The organism is Bacteroides stercoris ATCC 43183, from assembly GCF_025147325.1.
Lineage (GTDB): Bacteria > Bacteroidota > Bacteroidia > Bacteroidales > Bacteroidaceae > Bacteroides > Bacteroides stercoris.
The window spans coordinates 1,588,888-1,610,163 of the sequence record NZ_CP102262.1 but is presented as its reverse complement, the minus strand read 5'-3'; the positions used below and the strand labels follow the sequence as shown (position 1 = coordinate 1,610,163).

The 21,276-nt window shown below is 49.6% G+C and carries 18 protein-coding genes; 15 read left to right on the top strand and 3 right to left on the bottom strand.

Going from position 1 to position 21,276, the window contains the following annotated elements; translation table 11 throughout:
• The first annotated feature begins 9 nt into the window (after nt 1-9).
• From ubiE to pyrF, 9 genes are all read left to right on the top strand, one after another.
• Entirely contained in the window at nt 10-747 is a 738-nt protein-coding gene (gene ubiE / locus NQ565_RS06580) for a bifunctional demethylmenaquinone methyltransferase/2-methoxy-6-polyprenyl-1,4-benzoquinol methylase UbiE (RefSeq protein WP_005657983.1), read from the top strand.
• Between the two features lie 33 nt (nt 748-780).
• Nucleotides 781-1,527: a shikimate dehydrogenase family protein gene (locus tag NQ565_RS06575; protein ID WP_005657984.1), complete on the top strand. Its 747-nt coding sequence runs from the start codon at nt 781-783 to the stop codon at nt 1,525-1,527.
• Nucleotide 1,528: 1 nt separating this feature from the next.
• Entirely contained in the window at nt 1,529-2,545 is a 1,017-nt protein-coding gene (locus NQ565_RS06570; protein WP_005657986.1) for an alpha/beta hydrolase, read from the top strand.
• A gap of 40 nt (nt 2,546-2,585) precedes the next feature.
• A complete protein-coding gene (locus NQ565_RS06565; RefSeq protein ID WP_005657987.1) occupies nt 2,586-3,488 on the top strand; it encodes a TPM domain-containing protein in 903 nt (300 codons plus the stop codon).
• 68 nt (nt 3,489-3,556) lie between these two features.
• Nucleotides 3,557-4,138: a LemA family protein gene (locus NQ565_RS06560; RefSeq protein ID WP_005657989.1), complete on the top strand. Its 582-nt coding sequence runs from the start codon at nt 3,557-3,559 to the stop codon at nt 4,136-4,138.
• A gap of 158 nt (nt 4,139-4,296) precedes the next feature.
• A complete protein-coding gene (locus NQ565_RS06555) occupies nt 4,297-5,466 on the top strand; it encodes an AIR synthase-related protein (protein ID WP_040316318.1) in 1,170 nt (389 codons plus the stop codon).
• Nucleotides 5,467-5,505: 39 nt separating this feature from the next.
• Nucleotides 5,506-6,618, top strand: coding sequence for a peptide chain release factor 1 (gene prfA / locus NQ565_RS06550; protein WP_005657992.1), 1,113 nt, complete (start codon nt 5,506-5,508; stop codon nt 6,616-6,618).
• Between the two features lie 2 nt (nt 6,619-6,620).
• Complete coding sequence (locus tag NQ565_RS06545) at nt 6,621-8,393, top strand: DUF4153 domain-containing protein (protein WP_005657993.1); 1,773 nt, start codon at nt 6,621-6,623, stop codon at nt 8,391-8,393.
• Nucleotides 8,394-8,418: 25 nt separating this feature from the next.
• Nucleotides 8,419-9,243: an orotidine-5'-phosphate decarboxylase gene (gene pyrF, locus NQ565_RS06540; protein WP_005657995.1), complete on the top strand. Its 825-nt coding sequence runs from the start codon at nt 8,419-8,421 to the stop codon at nt 9,241-9,243.
• Nucleotides 9,244-9,502: 259 nt separating this feature from the next.
• Here the strand turns inward: pyrF and NQ565_RS06535 are convergent, their stop codons facing one another.
• Complete coding sequence (locus NQ565_RS06535; RefSeq protein ID WP_005656266.1) at nt 9,503-11,158, bottom strand: IS1182 family transposase; 1,656 nt, start codon at nt 11,156-11,158, stop codon at nt 9,503-9,505.
• Between the two features lie 252 nt (nt 11,159-11,410).
• Between NQ565_RS06535 and NQ565_RS06530 the strand changes: the two genes are divergently transcribed.
• From NQ565_RS06530 to miaA, 6 genes are all read left to right on the top strand, one after another.
• On the top strand, nt 11,411-12,640 hold the full coding sequence (locus tag NQ565_RS06530; protein ID WP_005657999.1) for an HD domain-containing protein: 1,230 nt from the start codon (nt 11,411-11,413) through the stop codon (nt 12,638-12,640).
• A gap of 84 nt (nt 12,641-12,724) precedes the next feature.
• The gene (gene lpxD / locus NQ565_RS06525; RefSeq protein WP_005658001.1) at nt 12,725-13,765 is read left to right on the top strand and encodes a UDP-3-O-(3-hydroxymyristoyl)glucosamine N-acyltransferase; all 1,041 of its coding nucleotides are present in this window, start codon (nt 12,725-12,727) and stop codon (nt 13,763-13,765) included.
• Nucleotides 13,766-13,768: 3 nt separating this feature from the next.
• On the top strand, nt 13,769-15,154 hold the full coding sequence (locus NQ565_RS06520) for a bifunctional UDP-3-O-[3-hydroxymyristoyl] N-acetylglucosamine deacetylase/3-hydroxyacyl-ACP dehydratase (protein WP_005658002.1): 1,386 nt from the start codon (nt 13,769-13,771) through the stop codon (nt 15,152-15,154).
• A 7-nt stretch (nt 15,155-15,161) separates the two neighbouring features.
• Nucleotides 15,162-15,938 carry an acyl-ACP--UDP-N-acetylglucosamine O-acyltransferase gene (gene lpxA, locus NQ565_RS06515; protein ID WP_005658004.1) on the top strand — a complete coding sequence of 259 codons (777 nt, stop codon included), beginning with the start codon at nt 15,162-15,164 and terminating at the stop codon, nt 15,936-15,938.
• A gap of 12 nt (nt 15,939-15,950) precedes the next feature.
• On the top strand, nt 15,951-16,511 hold the full coding sequence (locus NQ565_RS06510; protein ID WP_005658005.1) for an IS1096 element passenger TnpR family protein: 561 nt from the start codon (nt 15,951-15,953) through the stop codon (nt 16,509-16,511).
• A 114-nt stretch (nt 16,512-16,625) separates the two neighbouring features.
• A complete protein-coding gene (miaA, locus tag NQ565_RS06505; protein ID WP_005658007.1) occupies nt 16,626-17,525 on the top strand; it encodes a tRNA (adenosine(37)-N6)-dimethylallyltransferase MiaA in 900 nt (299 codons plus the stop codon).
• A gap of 59 nt (nt 17,526-17,584) precedes the next feature.
• Here miaA and NQ565_RS06500 read toward each other — a convergent pair whose 3' ends face one another.
• Together NQ565_RS06500 and NQ565_RS06495 are read right to left on the bottom strand one after the other, a co-directional pair.
• Entirely contained in the window at nt 17,585-19,996 is a 2,412-nt protein-coding gene (locus tag NQ565_RS06500) for a glycoside hydrolase family 3 N-terminal domain-containing protein (protein WP_040316320.1), read from the bottom strand.
• 22 nt (nt 19,997-20,018) lie between these two features.
• Complete coding sequence (locus NQ565_RS06495; protein WP_005658012.1) at nt 20,019-21,257, bottom strand: C45 family peptidase; 1,239 nt, start codon at nt 21,255-21,257, stop codon at nt 20,019-20,021.
• Nucleotides 21,258-21,276 lie beyond the last annotated feature (19 nt).

Below are 21,276 nucleotides of genomic sequence, written 5' to 3'. Positions count from 1 at the left end.
GATTGACGGATGGACTACCCCCAAGAACACATCAAGCCTTACGGCAACGACGGCAAGAAGAGCGAACAGGTTGAAGAGATGTTCGACAACATCGCCCCCGCTTACGACAAGCTGAACCATACCCTGTCGATGGGCATAGACCGCAGCTGGCGCAAGAAGGCGATTGACACGCTCCGCCCTTTCAGCCCCCGGCGCATCATGGACGTAGCGACCGGAACCGGAGACTTTGCCATACTTGCCTGCCGCGAATTGCAGCCCGATATGCTCATCGGAACCGACATATCCGAAGGCATGATGAACGTGGGACGTGAAAAAGTAAAACAGGCGCACCTCTCGGACAGGATTTCCTTTGCCCGGGAGGACTGCACCTCTCTCTCGTTTGCCGATGAAAGCTTCGATGCCGTGACCGTGGCGTTCGGCATCCGTAACTTTGACGGACTGGATAAAGGATTGTCCGAAATGTGCCGCGTACTCGTACCCGGCGGACATCTCGTCATTCTGGAACTCTCCACGCCGGACCGCTTCCCGATGAAACAACTCTTTACCGTCTACTCCAAAGCCGTCATCCCGCTGCTCGGCAAGTTCATTTCGAAAGACAACAGCGCCTACACCTATCTGCCCCAAAGTATCCGCGCCTTTCCGCAAGGCGAAATCATGCAGGGAGTAATCCTCAAGGCAGGGTTCAGCGAGGTACGCTTCAAGCGATTGACTTTCGGAATATGCACCTTATACATTGCTAAGAAATAGTCACTTATATTCCCCCTTTAACACATTTTGGATATGCAGAAATACGGTTTAATCGGTTACCCGCTGAAACATTCGTTCTCCATCGGCTACTTCAACGAGAAATTTAAAGCAGAGAACATTGACGCCGAATATGTGAACTTCGAGATTCCCCGCATCGAAGACTTCATGGAAGTGATTGAAGAAAACCCCAATCTCTGTGGACTCAATGTAACCATTCCCTATAAAGAACAGGTTATACCCTACCTCGACGAACTGGATAAGGACACCGCCAAGATTGGTGCGGTCAACGTTATCAAGATTGTCCGCCTTCCCAAAGGCAAAATCAAGCTGATAGGCTGCAACTCGGACATCATCGGATTTACGCAATCCATCGAACCCCTGCTGCAACCCCAGCACAAGAAAGCGCTTATCCTGGGCACAGGCGGTGCATCCAAAGCCGTATATCGCGGCCTGGAGAATTTAGGAATAGAAAGCACTTTTGTGTCACGTACCAAAAAGGACGACAAGTTCCTGACCTACGGGGAGCTGACTCCCGAAATCATGGCCGGACATACGGTCATCGTAAACTGTACGCCCGTGGGCATGTTCCCCAAAGTGGATTTCTGCCCGGACATACCCTACGAACTGCTTACTCCCAACCATTTGCTCTACGATTTGTTGTATAATCCAAATGAAACACTCTTCATGAAGAAAGGCAAAGCGCAGGGAGCCGTCACCAAGAACGGACTTGAAATGTTGCTGCTGCAAGCCTTTGCCGCATGGGAAATTTGGAACAAGTAACATGAAAAAAATACTGAAATATTCATTCATAGGTCTCGCTGCGCTTTGTACCGCCCTGTTGTGCGGCGGATACTATATGCTGGGGCATGCGCTGAACCCGGATGAACTGATTACACGCTCCCGCAACAGCCAGGCTTCCTACGAATACATGTTCGGGCAATATCCCGAGCTGAAGCCGTGGGTGGACAGCCTGCAGACGGCAGGGGCGCTGCGCGACTTCTATATAAAGAACGACCGGGGCGAAACCCTGCATGCGCTGTATGTAGCCGCCGCCGAACCCACCCGTAAAACAGCCGTCATTGTGCACGGCTATACCGACAACTCCATCCGCATGCTCAACATCGGCTACCTGTACAACCGGCAACTGAAGTACAACATCCTTCTGCCCGACCTGCACGGTCATGGCGCAAGCGAGGGTGCCGAGATACAAATGGGCTGGCTCGACCGTCTCGACGTACTGCAATGGACCGCAACCGCCGACGAGCTTTTCGGCAGGAACAATGAAACGGTGACCGCAGGCGACAGCACCCGTATGCGCAGCAGCGGTACGGAAATGGTAGTACACGGCATCTCGATGGGAGCTGCCACCACCATGATGGTGTCCGGCGAAGTGGAACATGGAATACACCAGCAACCGTTCATCAAATGTTTCGTCGAGGACTGCGGCTATACCAGCGTATGGGATGAATTCCGGGGCGAACTGAAAGCACAATACGGCTTGCCCGCTTTCCCGCTGCTGCATGTGGCAAGCCGACTTTGCGAGCAAGAGTACGGATGGGATTTCCGTGAAGCTTCGGCTTTGGAGCAGGTCAGAAAGTGTACCTTGCCCATGCTCTTTATACACGGCGATGCGGACTCCTATGTGCCTACATGGATGGTCTACCCTCTTTACGAAGCCAAGCCGGAACCGAAAGAGCTGTGGATTGTTCCGGGTTCCGCACATGCCATGTCCTACAAGGACTATCCGCAGGAATATACGGAGCATGTAAAGAAATTCGTAGGGAAATACATACGTTGACGTGATTTTTCCTACCTTAGCCCCTACAAATACAATAAGTATGAAACGATTTATCTCCATAGCATTCCTCTTGTGCATGCTTATTTCCCTGCAGGCACAAGAGATTTACACCACCGGAAACATTCCTAAAGTACATCTTCAGGACAAGACACGCTACGTTTGCAACCCCGCCGGTATCCTTTCCACTTCGGCATGCGACGAAATAGACCGTATGCTCTATGCCCTGGAACAGCAAACCGGCATTGAAACCGTAGTGGCGGTTGTCCCGTCCATCGGCAGTGAAGACTGTTTTGACTTCTCGCACCGGTTGCTCAACGAATGGGGCGTTGGCAAGAAAGGAAAGAATAACGGACTGGTTATCCTGCTGGTAACCGACCAGCGCTGTATTCAGTTCTATACCGGATACGGACTGGAAGGAGACCTGCCCGATGCCATTTGCAAACGCATTCAAACGAGGGACATGATTCCTTACCTGAAAGACGGTAACTGGGATGCCGGTATGGTGGCCGGCGTTCGTGCCGTATGCGCCCGTCTTGACGGAAGTATGGCAAACGACCCGGACGAAAGTGACGGCGGCTCTCCGATAGGATTGATTCTGGCCGTTGCGGGGTTCTTTGCCATCGCCATCGCGGCAGGAATACTGAAAACACGCGCTGCAAGCAAATGCCCGCAATGCGGCCAGCATAAGCTGCAACGGAGCAACAGCGTGCTTATCTCACGCCGCAACGGAGTACGGACGGAAGATGTCACCTATACCTGCCGCAATTGCGGACATAAGGTAGTACGCCGCCAGCAGTCTTACGATGAGAACTATCGGGGCGGAGGTGGCGGCGGTCCCGTCATTTTCGGAGGCGGCGGCTTCGGCAGCAGTGGCGGAGGATTCAGCGGCGGCAGCTTCGGAGGCGGCATGGGCGGTGGCGGCGGAGCCGGTTCACGGTTCTGAGCGGAACAGCCGGGCGTCTCCTGTAACAAACCAATTCAGATTGCATCATTAATAACAAAAAAAGAAGTATGAAAAAATCAACCATTATCATCATTGTTGTCGTAGCCCTTCTCGCCATTTGGGGAGTCAGCGGTTATAACGGACTTGTTACCATGGACGAAAACGTCAGCGGGCAATGGTCTAACGTAGAAACACAATATCAACGTCGTGCCGACCTGATACCGAATCTCGTAAACACAGTCAAAGGATATGCCTCTCACGAAAAGGAAACGCTGGAAGGTGTGGTAGAAGCCCGTAGCAAGGCCACCCAGATGACCGTAGACGCCAACGACCTGACACCGGAAAAGCTGGCCGAATACCAAAAGGCACAGGGCGCGGTTACTTCTGCTCTCGGCAAGCTGCTCGCCATTACCGAAAACTATCCCGACCTGAAAGCCAACCAGAACTTCCTGGAGCTCCAAGCCCAGTTGGAAGGTACGGAAAACCGCATCAACGTGGCACGTACCAACTTCAACAATGCGGCGAAGAATTTTAATACGGCAATCCGCCGCTTCCCAAAAAACATTCTTGCCGGTCTTTTCGGCTTTGAGAAGCGTGCCTACTTTGAAGCCGCCGAAGGAAGCGAACAAGCACCTAAGGTGGAGTTCTAAAGAGACGGAATTGAATATCAAACATCCCCTCATCCGGTGTCGCACCCGCACAGACTTGCAAGTACGATGCCGGATGAGGGGATATTTTTTACGCAAAGCTAAGGCTATAAGCGAAATAATCACTACTTTTGTGCTCAATTGAACAAACTTATTATCCCATGAGTAATCAACGATATATGATGAGGGGCGTCAGCGCATCCAAAGAAGATGTGCACAACGCCATTAAGAACATCGACAAAGGTATATTCCCGCAGGCTTTCTGCAAAATCATCCCCGATATCCTGGGCGGTGACCCTGAGTATTGTAATATCATGCACGCAGACGGCGCAGGAACAAAATCCAGTCTGGCCTACATGTACTGGAAAGAGACAGGCGACCTCTCCGTCTGGAAAGGCATCGCACAGGATGCGCTGATTATGAACATCGACGACCTGCTCTGTGTAGGTGCTGTGGACAATATCCTGGTATCGAGCACCATCGGACGCAACAAGCTGCTTGTGCCCGGAGAAGTGATTTCCGCCATCATCAACGGTACGGACGAACTGCTTGCCGAACTCCGCGAAATGGGTGTAGGCGTATATGCCACCGGTGGCGAGACCGCCGATGTGGGCGACCTGGTGCGTACCATCATCGTTGACTCTACGGTAACCTGCCGCATGAAGCGTTCGGATGTTATCGACAATGCCAATATCCGTCCGGGAGACGTGATTGTAGGTCTCTCCTCTTGCGGACAAGCCACTTACGAAAAAGAGTATAACGGCGGTATGGGCAGCAACGGGCTTACCAGCGCCCGCCACGACGTATTCGCCAAATATCTGGCGGAGAAATATCCGGAAAGCTATGACAAAGCCGTACCCGACGAATTGGTATACAGCGGAAAGCTGAAACTGACAGACAGCGTGGAAGGCAGTCCGCTGGATGCCGGAAAGCTGGTGCTCTCTCCCACCCGTACATATGCGCCGGTGGTTAAGAAACTGCTCGATGCGCTCCGTCCCGAAATTCATGGTATGGTACACTGCTCCGGCGGTGCGCAGACCAAAGTGCTGCACTTTGTCGGAGATAACTGCCGCGTTGTCAAAGACAACCTTTTCCCCGTTCCGCCGCTGTTCAGGACCATCAAGGAGCAAAGCGATACGGACTGGAGCGAAATGTATAAGGTATTCAATATGGGACACCGTCTGGAAGTATATCTTTCTCCTGAGCATGCGGAAGAAGTGATTGCCATCAGCAAAAGCTTCAACATCGATGCACAGATTGTAGGACGTATCGAAGAGAGCGATAAGAAAGAACTGATTATCAAGAGTGAATTCGGAGAGTTCAGATATTAATGCCGACTTGTCATCTCATAACATTACCACTTTAATTAAATGGCAGATAACAACACCATATTAGAGAAACTGGAAGGCCTCGTTGCCCGCTTCGAAGAAGTGTCCACACTGATTACCGACCCGGCGGTGATTGCCGACCAGAAGCGCTACGTCAAACTCACCAAAGAGTACAAAGAACTGGGCGACCTGATGAATGCCCGCAAAGAGTACATGCAGGTACTGAACGGCATCGAGGAAGCCAAAGAAATCATCGCTAACGAAACCGACGCCGAGATGCGTGAAATGGCACGCGAAGAACTTGATGCCTGCCAGGCACGCCAGCCTGAACTGGAAGAAGAGATAAAGCTCCTGCTTGTCCCCGCCGACCCGCAGGACAGCCGCAACGCCATTCTCGAAATCCGCGGTGGTGCAGGTGGAGACGAAGCCGCCATTTTTGCAGGCGACCTCTTCCGCATGTACACCAAGTATTGTGAGGCTAAAGGCTGGAGACTGGATATATCCAGCGCCAACGAAGGCGCAGCCGGCGGTTTCAAGGAAATCATCTGCTCCGTAACGGGAGACAACGTATATGGCACGCTGAAATATGAATCGGGCGTACATCGCGTACAACGCGTGCCTGCCACCGAAACGCAGGGACGTGTACACACATCCGCCGCATCCGTGGCGGTACTGCCCGAAGCCGAAGAGTTCGATGTAGTCATCAACGAGGGAGAAATCAAATGGGATACCTTCCGAAGCGGCGGTGCGGGCGGTCAGAACGTAAATAAGGTGGAATCCGGCGTACGCCTGCGCTATAACTGGAAGAACCCGAATACGGGTGTCGTAGAGGAAATTCTCATCGAATGTACCGAAACGCGCGACCAGCCGAAGAACAAAGAACGCGCCCTGTCGCGCCTGCGTACCTTTATATACGACAAAGAGCACCAGAAATACATTGACGACATCGCTTCCAAGCGCAAGACAATGGTCTCTACCGGTGACCGCTCGGCAAAGATACGTACCTACAACTATCCGCAGGGACGTATTACCGACCACCGCATCAACTATACCATTTATAACCTTGCCGCCTTTATGGACGGTGATATTCAGGATTGCATCGACCATCTGATTGTTGCGGAAAATGCAGAGCGACTGAAAGAAAGCGAATTGTAGTTATGAAAGGGCTATCAGTAGAGAAAGCGTTTCACACGGTTACCGAAGCGTTTCAGAACTGCCTGAAGCGCTTCCCGGTTACGGTAGCCTTTATCTTTGCATTCACAGCCTATCTCATTCATCTGACATCAATAAGCTGGACAGGCGAAGAACGGTTGCTGTTTATAACCGGTTACTACCTGTCGGTAGGCATCCTGCTTTCGCTCACGCTTCATCTGTGGAGCGAAGAAGTAAAAAGCCGGATGTGGAAGACAGGCATACAACTTGCCGCACACGCCCTGCTCATAGCCGATGCTTTCCTGCTCTACCGTTATCTCGGTACAGAGAGTTCATGGATTGAAATCGGCATCGCCCACACGGCGGCCATTCTCACCATAGGGCTTTCCACATTCTTCCTCTCGTTCCTGCGCGAGAAGAATGACATTGCCAGTTGGAATTTTGCACTGAACGCTGTTTCTTCGTTCGCTGTTACACAAATCATAGGCCTCATCCTATGGGCAGGCATCAGTCTGCTGTTGTTCTCACTGCACCAGCTGTTCGACATCCATTTCAGCGGAAAGTGCTATGCCTATATCTATTATCTGTGCAGCATAACGCTCGCCTTGATACTGTTCCTCGGATTGTTGCCGCAGGGAGAGGACAAACACAACCGCGACCCCCACTCATCCGAATTCCTGAACGGCATCATACACTACCTGTTCCTTCCGCTTACAGCCGGATATCTGACAGTGCTTTACATGTATGCCGCCCGCATCCTTGTCAGTTGGGAACTGCCCACAGGCTGGGTGTCATGGCTCATCGTAGCATTAATGACGGTGTGCATCGCCATTCAATTCGGTCTGTATCCCGCACGCCTTGAAAATAACAAACGGTTTGACAACTGGATTGCCCGCTGGATGCCCGTACTGATACTGCCTCTGCTGTTGCTGATGACCATAGGCATCGTGCGCCGGTTCAACGATTACGGCATTACCGTTAACCGGCTCTATCTCGCCACACTCAACGGCTGGTTCTATTTTGTCTGTATCGGGTTGTTCGCCATCAAGGCACGGCGTATCAACTGGATACCCATTTCGTTTGCCATCATCTTTTTGCTGACATCGGCATTGCCCGTCAACTATGCCGGCATTACAAAGAATGTCATTCTTAACGAAATCAAAGCCGAGATGCAACGCAGTTGCCAGGCAAAAGCCCCCCTCTCGCTACAACAATATGAGGAATGGATGTACTCGCTGCCGGAAAAGCAGGCGATACGGATAAACAGTAAATTCAGATACCTGAACAGCTGGTTCGGCACGGAGAGCGTCACTCATCTGATAGACAGAAACGTAACCTACAACCTCTATTCCGTGGCAGCGGATACTGAAACAAATGCAGCGCCCGCCGGCACTGATAGCGGCAAGGTTACTTATAGCGGAGCAATCGACAGTCAAACGAACATCAGTGTTCCCAAAGGCTACACGCGATTTATCGCCATACCCAGCGACGGTATGTCAAGCCGCTTTCTTACCATCCCCCGCCAATATCTTGAAAATGGAATATTGCCCGTTTCACTCGATACCCGGACGGACAATCTGAACGATAGCGCATATATCGAACTCAGCACATTGGAAATGTTGGAAAAGAACAGCAAGCACGGTCATATACCGCCTACCTCTTTCCGATGCAATTCTCCCAAGAACCTGTTCATGCTGACTGCATTCGATATCCATTATGAAAAGAACAGTGACGAAGATATAAGAATGAGCATCAAGGGATATTTATTTAAAAAGTAAAACCATTAAACCAACAAATTGCGATATGAACAAACAACAACTCTTTGAGAATATCAAACGCAAGAAATCATTTCTATGCGTAGGTCTGGACACGGATATCAAAAAGATTCCGGAACACCTGCTGAAAGAAGAAGACCCCATCTTTGTCTTCAACAAAGCGATTATCGATGCAACAGCCGACCTGTGTATCGCCTACAAACCGAATCTCGCTTTCTATGAGAGCATGGGAGTAAAAGGCTGGATTGCCTTTGAAAAGACCGTGAACTACATCAAGCAGAACTATCCCGACCAGTTTATCATCGCCGATGCCAAACGCGGCGACATCGGTAATACCTCTGCCATGTATGCACGTACTTTCTTTGAAGAACTGGACATAGACTCGGTAACCGTAGCTCCTTATATGGGCGAAGACAGCGTTACTCCATTCCTCACCTACGAAGGCAAATGGGTTATCCTGCTCGCACTGACCAGCAACAAAGGTTCGCACGACTTCCAACTGACGGAAGACAAAAACGGTGAACGTCTCTTTGAAAAAGTATTGCGCAAGTCACAGGAATGGGCAAACGACGAGCAAATGATGTACGTGGTAGGCGCCACCCAAGGACGTGCTTTCGAAGATATTCGTAAGATTGTTCCCAACCACTTCCTTTTAGTGCCCGGCGTAGGTGCGCAAGGCGGTTCATTGGAAGAGGTCTGCAAGTACGGCATGAACAAGACTTGCGGGCTGATTGTTAACTCCAGCCGCGGTATCATCTATGTAGACAAGACCGAAAATTTCGCAGCTGCTGCACGCAAAGCCGCACAGGAAGTACAGGCTCAGATGGCGGAACAGCTGAAAGCGATACTCTGAGAAGCAAATAAGAACTTATTTTAAACATAACCGGGCAGAATCAGGTGAACAACTACCCATTTCGCCGATTCTGCCCGGTTCGTATCAATACATGATAATCCCGCATGATATGCTCGAAGGTTTCAAAAGGACCAATCTGTCATAGCCCGCCACATTGCAAATGTTTTCAATGAAGGAGAACTTGACAGAGACGAAGGTGTGTCGTAATGCACGATGCACCTCTTTTTTGTTCATCACTATACAAATCTGTTCATTTTCTTTAAGCTGCGATAATTCGAAGATTTCTTTGATTTATGTGTCTCCAGCATCTAAATAAAGCGACAGTAAGTTCATAAAACCATCCAATCAGCCATTTCGTATCTTCTTTTGTCAGTTTTGCACACATTTTTTTTATATTGAAGGCAATGGCTAGGAAGGCAAAGTCCATGAAGACCTTGTCCTTTCCAAAATGTCGGAAACGTTTGTAGTTCATATTGTTTTTAATTTGTCCGAACACGGCCTCCGGTTCTATGCATCTCTGCCCTCTGTGTTTCAGTCCTTTCTCAGAGCAGAGCAGTTCTTTGGCTCTCCGCTTGTATTGTCTAAGCCTATGATTCAGTTCTATCGTCCTGTTTCCTTTTGCTTTAAAACAGCGGCATCGCAGGGGACAACCTTCACACCTGACAGCTCTGTACCGTGCATTTTCGCTGACATATCCGGATGCGGTTTTCACATTCCTGGTGCCTATCCTCCGCATCCTTTGCCCCATAGGGCAGATGCAGAAGTCATGTTCTTCATTGTAGTAGAAGTTTTCGGCCTTGAACGGGGCCGGTTTGAATCTCGGCCGCTGCTCCATGTGGAAATAGTTGTACTTTACGTAGGCTTCCATGCCGTTTTCGGACATGAAGCGGTAATTCTCTTCGGAGCCATAGCCGGAATCAGCAACCACCGTATGGGCCATCCGTTCATACCTGTTTGAAAAAGATTGCAGGAAAGGAATCAGGGTCAGTGTATCCGTAGGGTTCGGGAAGAGTGCAAAATCGGTGATGAACTGATTTTCGGTGCCGATTTGAAGGTTGTAACCGGGCTTCGTCTGTCCGTTGCGCATGGCATCCTCCTTCATTCTCATAAAAGTAGCGTCCTTGTCCGTCTTGGAATAGGAATTCCTCTCTTGCAGTGTTTCCAGATGGCAGTCGTATTCCTGCAGTTTGTCCCTGTGTTCTTCCAGTTCCTTCAGCTGTTTGCGTTTCTTTTTCAGTTCAGTCTTTTCCTCTTTCGCGGATGGCTCGGAAACCTGTTCCAGTGCATGACGCAATTCTCCTGCCATTTCAGTCAGCATGGCCGGAGTGAACTCAACTTCCTCATTGTTCTCTGATGACTTCTCCTGAGCAATGACATCGTCTATCTGCCCTAACAGGACATGTATCTTCTTCATCAGGCGTTCACGGTTCCGCTCAACCGTTTTTCGCCAGACGAAAGTGTACTTGTTGGCTTTGGATTCGAGCTTTGTCCCGTCAATATATTCCACATTCAGGCTGATGAAGCCTTTGGAAGAGAGAAGAAGTACGGTTTGCGTAAACACTTCGTTAATTTCCTTCTTCACCCGGTTGCGGAAACGGTTGATGGTAATGAAATCCGGTTTCTCATATCCGGCCAGCCAGATATAATGGATGTCACGGTGAAGGAGTTTTTCAATTTTCCGGCAGGAGTAGATGTTGTTCATATAGGCATACAGAATGACCTTGAGCATCATCTTGGGGTGGTAAGGGCTGCGACCGCATTCCTTATACAGTTTTCTGAAACTTTCAAGATTCAAGCCCTCAACCAGGGCGTCAACCATGCGCACCGGATCGTTTTCTGCAATATCCTCATCAATTCTTTGAGGAAAAAGAACGGTTTGGTTGGGATTGTAAGGACGAAAATGTATCTTTGTCATAGTAAAGAACTTATGCTTAAAGATACAAAATCTTTAGGTAATAACAAAGCCCCAGCTTGTGAAAGTCGGGGCTTTGTGCGTAAAAAACAGAAGGTGTGCATTTTGACACACCTTCATCTCAAAATATAAACCTACTGCGATTTACAACTTAGAGGTTATCATCTCAACACGACTGGTGATGAACTTCCTTGTATAGCATCATATTTTGTCATCTCCTAAAAACAAATTACCTTTGTCCTCAAATACTTAGCTATGCCTTACGAACGTAAAATCATCAACGATCCGGTGTTCGGATTCATCAACATACCCAAAGGACTGCTGTACGACCTTGTACGACATCCCCTTTTGCAACGCCTCACCCGTATCAAACAATTGGGATTATCGTCCGTGGTGTATCCCGGCGCACAGCATACCCGGTTCCAGCACTCACTGGGGGCATTCTACCTTATGAGTGAAGCTATCCAGCAACTTACCGCCAAGGGAAACTTCATTTTCGACAGTGAAGCGGAAGCCGTACAGGCGGCTATCCTCATGCACGACATCGGGCACGGTCCGTTCTCGCACGTGCTTGAAGATACTATTGTAAAAGGTGTCTCGCACGAAGACATTTCCCTGATGCTCATGGAACGCATCAACAAAGAAATAAACGGGCAACTGACACTTGCCATCCAAATATTCAAGGACGAATATCCCAAGCGTTTCCTCCACCAGCTGGTAAGCGGACAACTGGACATGGACCGCCTCGACTACCTGCGCCGCGACAGCTTCTATACCGGAGTGACGGAAGGTAACATAGGTTCGGCGCGCATCATCAAGATGCTCGATGTAAAAGACGACCATCTGGTCGTAGAATCCAAAGGAATCTACTCTATCGAAAACTTCCTCACTGCACGCCGCCTGATGTACTGGCAGGTATATCTGCATAAGACATCGGTTGCCTACGAAAAGATGCTCATCAGCACCCTGCTGCGTGCCAAGGAGTTAGCCGGCAAAGGCGTGGACTTGTTTGCCCCGCCCGCACTGAAATTCTTTTTATACAATGATATCAACCGGGAAATATTCTACAATAACCCGGACTGCCTGGAAAACTTTATCCAACTGGACGACAACGATCTTTGGACTGCCCTGAAAGTATGGAGCACACATCCGGACAGGGTGCTTTCCACACTAAGTATGGGCATGGTTAACCGTAACATATTCAAAGTGGAAATCTCCACCGAACCTTTCAGCGAGGAGCGTAAAGAAGAAATCACCCGGCAAATCGGCAAACAGCTGGACATCCCTCTTTCCGAAGCCGGTTATTTTATCTCTACCCCAAGCATTGAGAAGAATATGTACGACCCGGCAGACGACAGCATCGACATCCTGTACAACGACGGCTCCATTAAAAACATAGCCGAAGCATCGGACATGCTCAACATCTCCCTACTCTCAAAAAAAGTAAAAAAGTACTACTTATGTTATCAACGTTTGCATAGATAAGTATAAAATATTCACCGCAGGACAAGGATATATAAAAAAAAAGTCCGTTATTTGTGTTTTGAAACCATCTAACAACAATAAAACATGGAGTTCTCTGCTAAACAAATTGCAACATTTATACAAGGAGAAATCGTAGGAGACGAGAATGCAACCGTGCATACCTTCGCCAAGATTGAAGAAGGAATACCGGGGGCAATCTCTTTCTTATCCAACCCTAAATACATACCTTATCTGTATGAAACCCAATCGAGTATTGTTTTGGTTAATAAGGATTTCACTCCCGAACAGGAAGTAAAAGCTACCATGATTAAGGTAGACAATGCCTACGAAAGCCTTGCCAAATTATTAAACCTGTATGAACAGAGCAAACCGAAACGCACCGGCATCGACCCGCGCGCATACGTTGCCGAAACTGCCAAAATAGGCAAAGATGTTTACATTGCGCCTTTTGCTTATGTAGGAGACCATGCAGAAGTGGGCGACAATACGGTAATTCATCCGCATGCCACTATCGGAAGCGGTGCTAAAGTAGGCAATGATTGCATTATTTACGCAAATGCAACAATCTACCACGATTGTCGCGTAGGCAACCGTTGCATCCTGCATGCCGGCTGTGTAATCGGTGCAGACGGTTTCGGTTTCGCCCCCACTCCCGAAGGGTATGAAAAGATTCCCCAAATCGGAATCACCCTATTGGAAGACAATGTGGAAATCGGCGCCAATACATGTGTAGACCGTGCCACGATGGGAGCGACTATCGTTCACAGCGGTGTAAAACTGGATAATCTGGTGCAGGTGGCACATAATGATGAAATCGGTTCGCATACGGTAATGGCGGCCCAAGTGGGCATAGCCGGTTCCACCAAAGTAGGCGAATGGTGTATGTTTGGCGGTCAGGTGGGTATAGCCGGACACATCCACATCGGAAACAAAGTGAACCTTGGCGCACAATCCGGTGTTCCCAGCAGTATTAAAGAAAGCAGTGTATTAATAGGTACGCCGCCTATGGAAGTGAAGCCCTACTTCAAGTCACAGTCCGTATTCCGCAAGCTGCCGGATATGTACTTTGAGTTGAATGCGCTCCGCAAAGAACTCGATGAATTAAAAAAACAATTAAATAAGTAACCAATGTTGAAACAAAAGACTCTGAAAGACAGCTTTTCACTCAGTGGGAAAGGTCTTCACACTGGACTTGATCTGACCGTTACTTTCAACCCTGCTCCGGACAATCACGGATATAAGATTCAGCGTACCGACCTGGAAGGTCAGCCTATCATTGACGCTGTTGCCGATAACGTGACCGAAACGACACGCGGCACCGTGCTTTCCAAAAACGGGGTTAAGATAAGTACCGTAGAGCACGGCATGGCTGCGCTTTACGCTTTGGGCATAGATAACTGCCTTATTCAGGTGAACGGTCCGGAATTTCCTATCCTGGATGGAAGTGCCCAATATTATGTCAACGAAATAGAACGTGTAGGTACGGTGGAACAAAGTGCCGTAAAGGATTTCTATATCATCAAATCCAAGATTGAATTCCGTGACGATGCCACCGGCTCATCCATCATCGTATTGCCCGATGAAAACTTCAGTCTGAACGTACTGGTATCCTACGACTCGACCATCATCCCCAACCAGTTTGCCACATTGGAAGATATGGCAAAGTTCAAGGATGAAGTAGCAGCCAGCCGCACTTTCGTATTTGTACGTGAGATAGAACCGCTGTTGCAAGCCGGACTTATCAAAGGCGGCGACCTGGACAACGCCATTGTTATCTATGAACGTGAAATGCCGCAGAATGCCTATGACAAGCTTGCCGACGTAATGGGCGTGCCTCACATGGACGCCAAACAGTTGGGTTACATCAACCACAAACCGCTGGTATGGCCCAACGAATGCGCCCGCCACAAACTGCTGGACGTTATCGGCGACCTGGCTCTGATTGGCAAGCCCATCAAGGGACGTATCATTGCCACACGTCCGGGACATACCATCAACAACAAGTTTGCCCGCCAGATGCGTAAGGAAATCCGTCTGCACGAGATACAGGCCCCTACTTACGACTGCAACCGCGAACCCATTATGGATGTAAACCGCATCCGTGAACTGTTGCCGCACCGCTATCCGTTCCAACTGGTAGATAAAGTAATTGAGATAGGTGCCAACTACATCGTAGGTGTCAAGAACGTAACAGCCAACGAACCTTTCTTCCAGGGACACTTCCCGCAAGAACCCGTCATGCCGGGCGTATTGCAGGTAGAGGCCATGGCGCAGACAGGCGGTTTACTTGTTCTGAACTCCGTAGACGAACCCGAACGCTATTCCACCTACTTTATGAAGATAGACGGCGTCAAGTTCCGCCAGAAAGTAGTGCCGGGAGATACTTTGATTTTCCGTGTCGAACTGCTGGCTCCTATCCGCCGGGGTATCTCTACTATGAAAGGCTATGTATTTGTAGGCGAAAAGGTAGTGTGTGAGGCTGAATTTATGGCTCAAATAGTAAAAAACAAGTAAATTAATTATGATAAGTCCCTTAGCGTATATTCATCCCGAAGCGAAAATCGGGGAAAACGTAGAGATTGCTCCTTTTGTTTTCATCGACAAGAATGTGGTAATCGGCGATAACAATAAGATTATGGCGAATGCCAACATTCTGTACGGTTCACGCATCGGCAACGGGAATACAATCTTTCCCGGAGCTGTAATCGGTGCTATCCCGCAAGACCTGAAATTCCGGGGAGAAGAGACTACCGCCGAGATAGGCAATAATAATACCATCCGCGAGAACGTGACAATCAACCGGGGTACAGCTGCCAAAGGAAAGACAATCGTTGGCAGCAACAACCTGCTGATGGAAGGTGTACATGTTGCACACGATGCCTTTATCGGCAACGGTTGCATCATCGGCAATTCCACAAAAATGGCAGGCGAGATTGTCATAGACGACAATTCCATCATCAGCGCCAACGTACTGATGCACCAGTTCTGCCACGTAGGCGGATTCGGCATGATACAGGGCGGATGCCGCTTCAGCAAAGACATACCGCCGTACATCATAGCCGGACGGGAGCCCATCTGCTATGCAGGCATCAACATCGTGGGACTGCGCCGTCGCGGTTTCTCCAACGAAACCATCGAGGCCATTCACAACGCCTACCGCATTATCTATCAAAGTGGACTGAACAATACGGAAGCTTTGAAAAAGATTGAGAATGAAATGGAAATGACCCCAGAAATCAGCTATATTGTAAACTTTATACGCGAATCGGCTCGCGGCATTATTCCTGCAAGCAAATAAAAAGTTAATAATATGATATATAGATTTACCCTCATCTCCGATGAAGCGGACGACTTCATCAGAGAAATACAGATTGACCCGGAAGCCACGTTCTATGATTTTCATGAAGCCATCGTGAAATCAGTAGGTTATACCGACGACCAGATGACCTCTTTCTTCATCTGCGACGATGATTGGGAAAAGGAAAAAGAAGTTACCCTCGAAGAAATGGACGACAATCCGGAAATAGACAGTTGGGTGATGAAAGACACTCAGGTCAGCGAATTGGTAGAGGACGAAAAGCAGAAACTTCTGTACGTGTTCGACTACATGACAGAACGTTGTTTCTTCATCGAACTCTCCGAAATCATTACCGGCAAGAATATGACCGGAGCAAAATGCACCAAGAAAGCCGGAGAGGCTCCCAAGCAGACCGTTGACTTTGAAGAAATGGCTGCTGCCAGCGGCTCGCTCGACTTGGACGAAAGTTTCTACGGCGACCAGGACTTCGACATGGAAGACTTCGATAAAGAAGGATTCGGCGGTTTGGACGATGGAGCCGCAGGTATTGCTTACGAAGACGACAAATTCTGATAAACCGGTTCGGGCGAATAGCACCTGCTCCAATGACAACGAGACTTCCCTTGAGGATACATTCGTTTCAAAGGATGCAATTGTTTTTCGCCCGAATTATTTTGTTGCAATCTCATGAAAACATTGATAGTACTTATAGGCCCCACGGGAGTAGGAAAGACAGAACTCAGTCTCCGACTGGCGGAACACTTCGGAACATGTATCATTTCCGCCGATTCACGACAGCTTTATGCCGATTTGAAAATCGGTACGGCCGCCCCTACCCCGGAACAACTGCAACGGGTACGGCATTACTTTGTAGGCACACTGCAACTGACCGACTATTACAGTGCCGCCCAATATGAAGCCGAAGTACTGCAACTTCTTGAGCAACTCTATACCCAGCACGAGGTCGTACTCCTGACCGGCGGCTCCATGATGTACGTAGATGCCGTATGCAAAGGCATTGACGACATTCCTACCGTAGATGCCGAAACCCGCCGGCTTATGCTGCACAAATACGAAACGGAAGGTTTGGAGCACCTCTGTGCCGAACTGAAACTGCTGGACCCGGAATATTACAAAATCGTAGACCTGAAGAACCACAAACGGGTAATCCACGCACTGGAAATCTGTTATATGACTGGCAAGACCTACACCTCTTTCCGCACACAGCAAAAGAAAGAACGCCCCTTCCGCATCATCAAAATAGGACTCACCCGTGACCGTGAAGAATTATATGCCCGTATCAACCAACGCGTAGAACAGATGATAACGGACGGACTGGTAGAGGAAGCCCGCAGTGTCTACCCTCACCGTGCACTCAATTCACTGAACACCGTAGGCTACAAGGAAATCTTCAACTATCTGGACGGTGAATGGACACTGCCTTTTGCCATTGAGAAAATCCAGCAGAATTCACGCATCTACTCCCGTAAGCAGATGACGTGGTTCAAGAGGGACGAAGAGATACGCTGGTTCCATCCGGAACAAGAAACGGAGATACTTGCATATCTCCGTTCCCAGCTATCGTAAACCTGCCCGCAACCGGCACAGCCCCTAAAACCTTTCCGAGCCTTTGCACCCGGCTATCGTCAAGGCAAAGCCGTTATTGTCTTTTTCAGCCTTATGTCCTGGCTGGATGCGCCTATCATAACCTCAAACTCGCCCGGCTCCACTGTCCAGTTCATATTGCGGTCCAGAATCTGCAAGTCTTCCGGCTTCAAGGAGAAAGTGACCTGCCTGGTTTCACCCGGTTGCAAGGATACCCTCTCAAAACCGCGCAACTGCGAATCGTAGGTAATGACACTGCTCACCTTATCGCGTACATACAATTGCACCACCTCGTCACCCGCACGTTTTCCAGTATTCGTAACGTTGACTTTAATCGTATATTCGCCCTGCGTATGCTGTTGCAACGGAGAGACTTCCAAATCGGAGTAAGCAAAAGTCGTATAGCTCAGACCGAAACCGAACGGATACAGTTCGCCGATGATGCGTGTTGCGCCCGAACCGTTTGGACCGGAATGCGGTTGAGCGCCATGCGAACCGGGTTTGAAAGGGAAGTTCAGCTCTATCTGTCCTACGCTCTTAGGGAAAGTCACTGTCAGTTTGCCACCCGGATTATGCTCGCCAAACAGAGTCTCCGCAATCACCGTTCCCCCCTGACAACCAGGAAACCACGACTCCAAGATGGCTGGGATATAAGCATTTGCCCAGTTGACGGTGAGCGGCTGCCCGTTTATCAGCACCAGTATCACCGGCTTTCCCGTTGCATGCAATGCCTCAAGTAATTGCTGCTGGCGTCCCGGCAAGTCGAGCGAAGTACGCGAACGGCTCTCTCCCGTACGATACTCATCCTCGCCAAGCACGGCAATAATGACATCACTTTCACCGGCTTTTGCTACGGCTTCGGCAATGCCTTGCTTTTCCTGTTCGCTCATGGGCGCAGGCAATATCTCTGTGGCAGGCCAACCTGCATCCACAATATCACAGCCTTTGGCATAATCCACTTCGGCAATGCCTTTCAGATAATTACGCAAACCGGCAAGCACGGTAACCGTCTCCAGTCCGTTAGGGCCGTAACGGCTGGTCATAAAGTTATCCTCATCAGCCAACGGGCCGGTCACCAGCACCTTCTTTATCTGCCGTTTATCCAGCGGAAGGATATTATTCTCGTTTTTCAGAAGCACAAGTGCCTGTTGCTGCATCTGCTTCACAAAATCCATATTCCGGTCTGCCCCGCCTACTCTGTCGGCGGCTTTCGTATCGGCTACATAAGGTTGGTCGAACAGTCCCAAGCGGAATTTCACCCGCAGCACTTCCGACACACGCTTGTCTATCACAGCCATTGAAATCTTCTTTTCTTCCAGCAACCGGCGGATGGGCAGAATAAAATCGGAAGGCGGAGTAAAGTGGGTACGCACATTCAAGCCGGCTTCCAAAACCTGACGCACAGCCTCATCATAGGTATCCGCCACATGATGCTTGGACTCCACAAACTCCACAGCCTCGCTGTCGCTCACCACATAGCCGTCGAAGCCATACTCCTCGCGCAGCAATTCCGTCAGAAAATAGTAGCTGGCGGATACGGGCACACCGTCCCAATCGTTATAACTGCTCATCACTCCCATAGGATGCGAGTTCTGAATGACCTTCTTAAAAGGATAAAGAAACAGTTCGTGCAACTCGCGCGGAGCCACATGCGGGTCGGTACGGCAATTCCCGTCACGCCCGCCTTTGGGCACGCTGTAAACTGCATAGTGCTTCAAGGTGGCGGCTACTCCCTGCGACTGGATGCCGTTCACCATTTCCGTTCCCAAAGCCGCTATCAGATAGGGTTCTTCTCCATAACACTCCAGTGTACGTCCCCAACGCGGGTCGCGTACGATATCCAGTATGGGAGCATACACATTGGTATATCCCAACGCTTTCGCCTCTTGTCCGGCTATGACACCGGCACGGCGGACAAGCTCTTTGTTCCAGGTGCTTCCGATGGCAATAGGAGCAGGCAACGGAGTGGCTTTGGTGTGGTTCAGTCCGTGAATCCCCTCATTCGTGAAGTCAACGGGAATCCCCAAACGGGTTTCCTCCACAAACCAGCGTTGCACGGTATTGACGGCCTCGGCATGATTGCTGAAAGGGTACAATAAACCGGGAACCTGCGCAGACTTCTTTCCCACGCCGTTCAGCATCTCATCGATATTGGCAATGCCGTCTTTCCATATTTCGTTTTTCCAGCCGGCAACGGGCAGGGAATCCTTTAACACACGTCCGTAGCCGTAAAGAGTTGCCAGTTGGCAGGTTTTCTCTTCCACTGACATTTGGGAGAGCAGGTCGGCTACCCGCTTTTCAACCGGTTGGGAAGGGTCTTCATAAATGTCCTTCACCCCGTTCTTGTTGAAATCGATCCAACCGTTCCGATACATTTTCTTGTTTTGCGCCTGCACATTTCCGGCAAGCCCCAGACAAAGAGCGGAAATGCAGATAATCAGTTTGTGTTTCATGTATAAAATCAATAATAAGTAATTAAAGTTCAAATAATTCCGCATATTCGGCTTCAATGAACGCATCCAGCTCATTATAGAGCGACTGCATTGCCTTTACATCCGCTTCCCCTTTCCTGCGCCACTCTTTCAATACCGGTACGGTGCGCCGGAACACCTCATCCTCTACCGGAGCCAGCAACTGCATATAGCCGTTCTTATCGGTATTATAAAGCCTTTCCCAGTTCATATAGCGGTTGCTGCCCATACCTTGCCCGTAAGAGAAAACATCCCCTGCCAGTATTACCGACCAATTGCCCAAAGGAGAAACCTTCTTTGCTTCATCACGAACCAGCAACCTCGGCAAAGCCTTGTCCGCCCCTTTCACCCAGACGGGCATTGCCACTCCGGTAGGCGGATACCCCAGAATTGTCCACATCGTAGTGAGTTCGGGCCGCTCCCCTTCTTTCACGCCCTGCACCACCACCGAACTTGCCGTACTGCTGCGTGCGATGAAGTCCTGGTCTACAAACCACCCCGTTGTCTTAGGACGATTGAAATCCCCGCTCTTCAAATCAATCCCCAAAAGCGGATTGGCAAAAGAGCGGGAAAGTTCCCTGAATATCCATTGCGGCGTAATCTGTTCCGTAGCAGAGGCCGGCATCAGCAGCTTATCTTCCTGCATAAAGCGGACATAACCCGCTCCCTCATTCACCTTGCCGGAAAAAGAGAAGTTGGTGCGTGCAATGTATCCGCAAGGCGCATCCTTGGGATTGTTGGCATCGTACACCACATACTCGTAATAATCCACTTCGAACATGGCAGCACCGCCTTTGGCATCAATCACACCGAAGTTGGCCTCTATCAGGCTGGGCTTGGACAGCGTATCGAGAAATTGTCGGAAATCCTTCACCGTGGCACACACTTCCAACGCACGCCGCATTACCCGTCCGTTGGCCTCTCCACGCTCCTCACCGGGTTTCAGCTCGACCAGATTATAGGATTGCGTATTCATAATGGAGAAGCCCGCGGCGTTCGTACCTATCCACACATCCGTCGGATTGTCTTCCACACTGTTCACAACGGCTACAAAAGGATAGCGACCGCCGGAGAAGTATCTCACGCTGTTTTGCGGAAAGTCCGTATCGCGGTTCTTCCACAACAAAGGACGTCCGTCGGGGGTAACCTTGCCGGAAATTACGGCAGAAGTACAGGCGGAAAGCGGTTCGGCGCTTCCCAAAGATACAATGGCGGCAATCAAAGCCAATAAAGTCCGTTTCATAGCAAAGAAGTTTTACCGT

Bases quoted from the DNA above. Each gene is read 5' to 3' on its own strand.
- ubiE (WP_005657983.1), top strand. From the start codon at position 10: ATGGACTACCCCCAAGAACACATCAAGCCTTACGGCAACGACGGCAAG.
- NQ565_RS06575 (WP_005657984.1), top strand. From the start codon at position 781: ATGCAGAAATACGGTTTAATCGGTTACCCGCTGAAACATTCGTTCTCC.
- NQ565_RS06570 (WP_005657986.1), top strand. From the start codon at position 1,529: ATGAAAAAAATACTGAAATATTCATTCATAGGTCTCGCTGCGCTTTGT.
- NQ565_RS06565 (WP_005657987.1), top strand. From the start codon at position 2,586: ATGAAACGATTTATCTCCATAGCATTCCTCTTGTGCATGCTTATTTCC.
- NQ565_RS06560 (WP_005657989.1), top strand. From the start codon at position 3,557: ATGAAAAAATCAACCATTATCATCATTGTTGTCGTAGCCCTTCTCGCC.
- NQ565_RS06555 (WP_040316318.1), top strand. From the start codon at position 4,297: ATGAGTAATCAACGATATATGATGAGGGGCGTCAGCGCATCCAAAGAA.
- prfA (WP_005657992.1), top strand. From the start codon at position 5,506: ATGGCAGATAACAACACCATATTAGAGAAACTGGAAGGCCTCGTTGCC.
- NQ565_RS06545 (WP_005657993.1), top strand. From the start codon at position 6,621: ATGAAAGGGCTATCAGTAGAGAAAGCGTTTCACACGGTTACCGAAGCG.
- pyrF (WP_005657995.1), top strand. From the start codon at position 8,419: ATGAACAAACAACAACTCTTTGAGAATATCAAACGCAAGAAATCATTT.
- NQ565_RS06535 (WP_005656266.1), bottom strand. From the start codon at position 11,158: ATGACAAAGATACATTTTCGTCCTTACAATCCCAACCAAACCGTTCTT.
- NQ565_RS06530 (WP_005657999.1), top strand. From the start codon at position 11,411: ATGCCTTACGAACGTAAAATCATCAACGATCCGGTGTTCGGATTCATC.
- lpxD (WP_005658001.1), top strand. From the start codon at position 12,725: ATGGAGTTCTCTGCTAAACAAATTGCAACATTTATACAAGGAGAAATC.
- NQ565_RS06520 (WP_005658002.1), top strand. From the start codon at position 13,769: ATGTTGAAACAAAAGACTCTGAAAGACAGCTTTTCACTCAGTGGGAAA.
- lpxA (WP_005658004.1), top strand. From the start codon at position 15,162: ATGATAAGTCCCTTAGCGTATATTCATCCCGAAGCGAAAATCGGGGAA.
- NQ565_RS06510 (WP_005658005.1), top strand. From the start codon at position 15,951: ATGATATATAGATTTACCCTCATCTCCGATGAAGCGGACGACTTCATC.
- miaA (WP_005658007.1), top strand. From the start codon at position 16,626: ATGAAAACATTGATAGTACTTATAGGCCCCACGGGAGTAGGAAAGACA.
- NQ565_RS06500 (WP_040316320.1), bottom strand. From the start codon at position 19,996: ATGAAACACAAACTGATTATCTGCATTTCCGCTCTTTGTCTGGGGCTT.
- NQ565_RS06495 (WP_005658012.1), bottom strand. From the start codon at position 21,257: ATGAAACGGACTTTATTGGCTTTGATTGCCGCCATTGTATCTTTGGGA.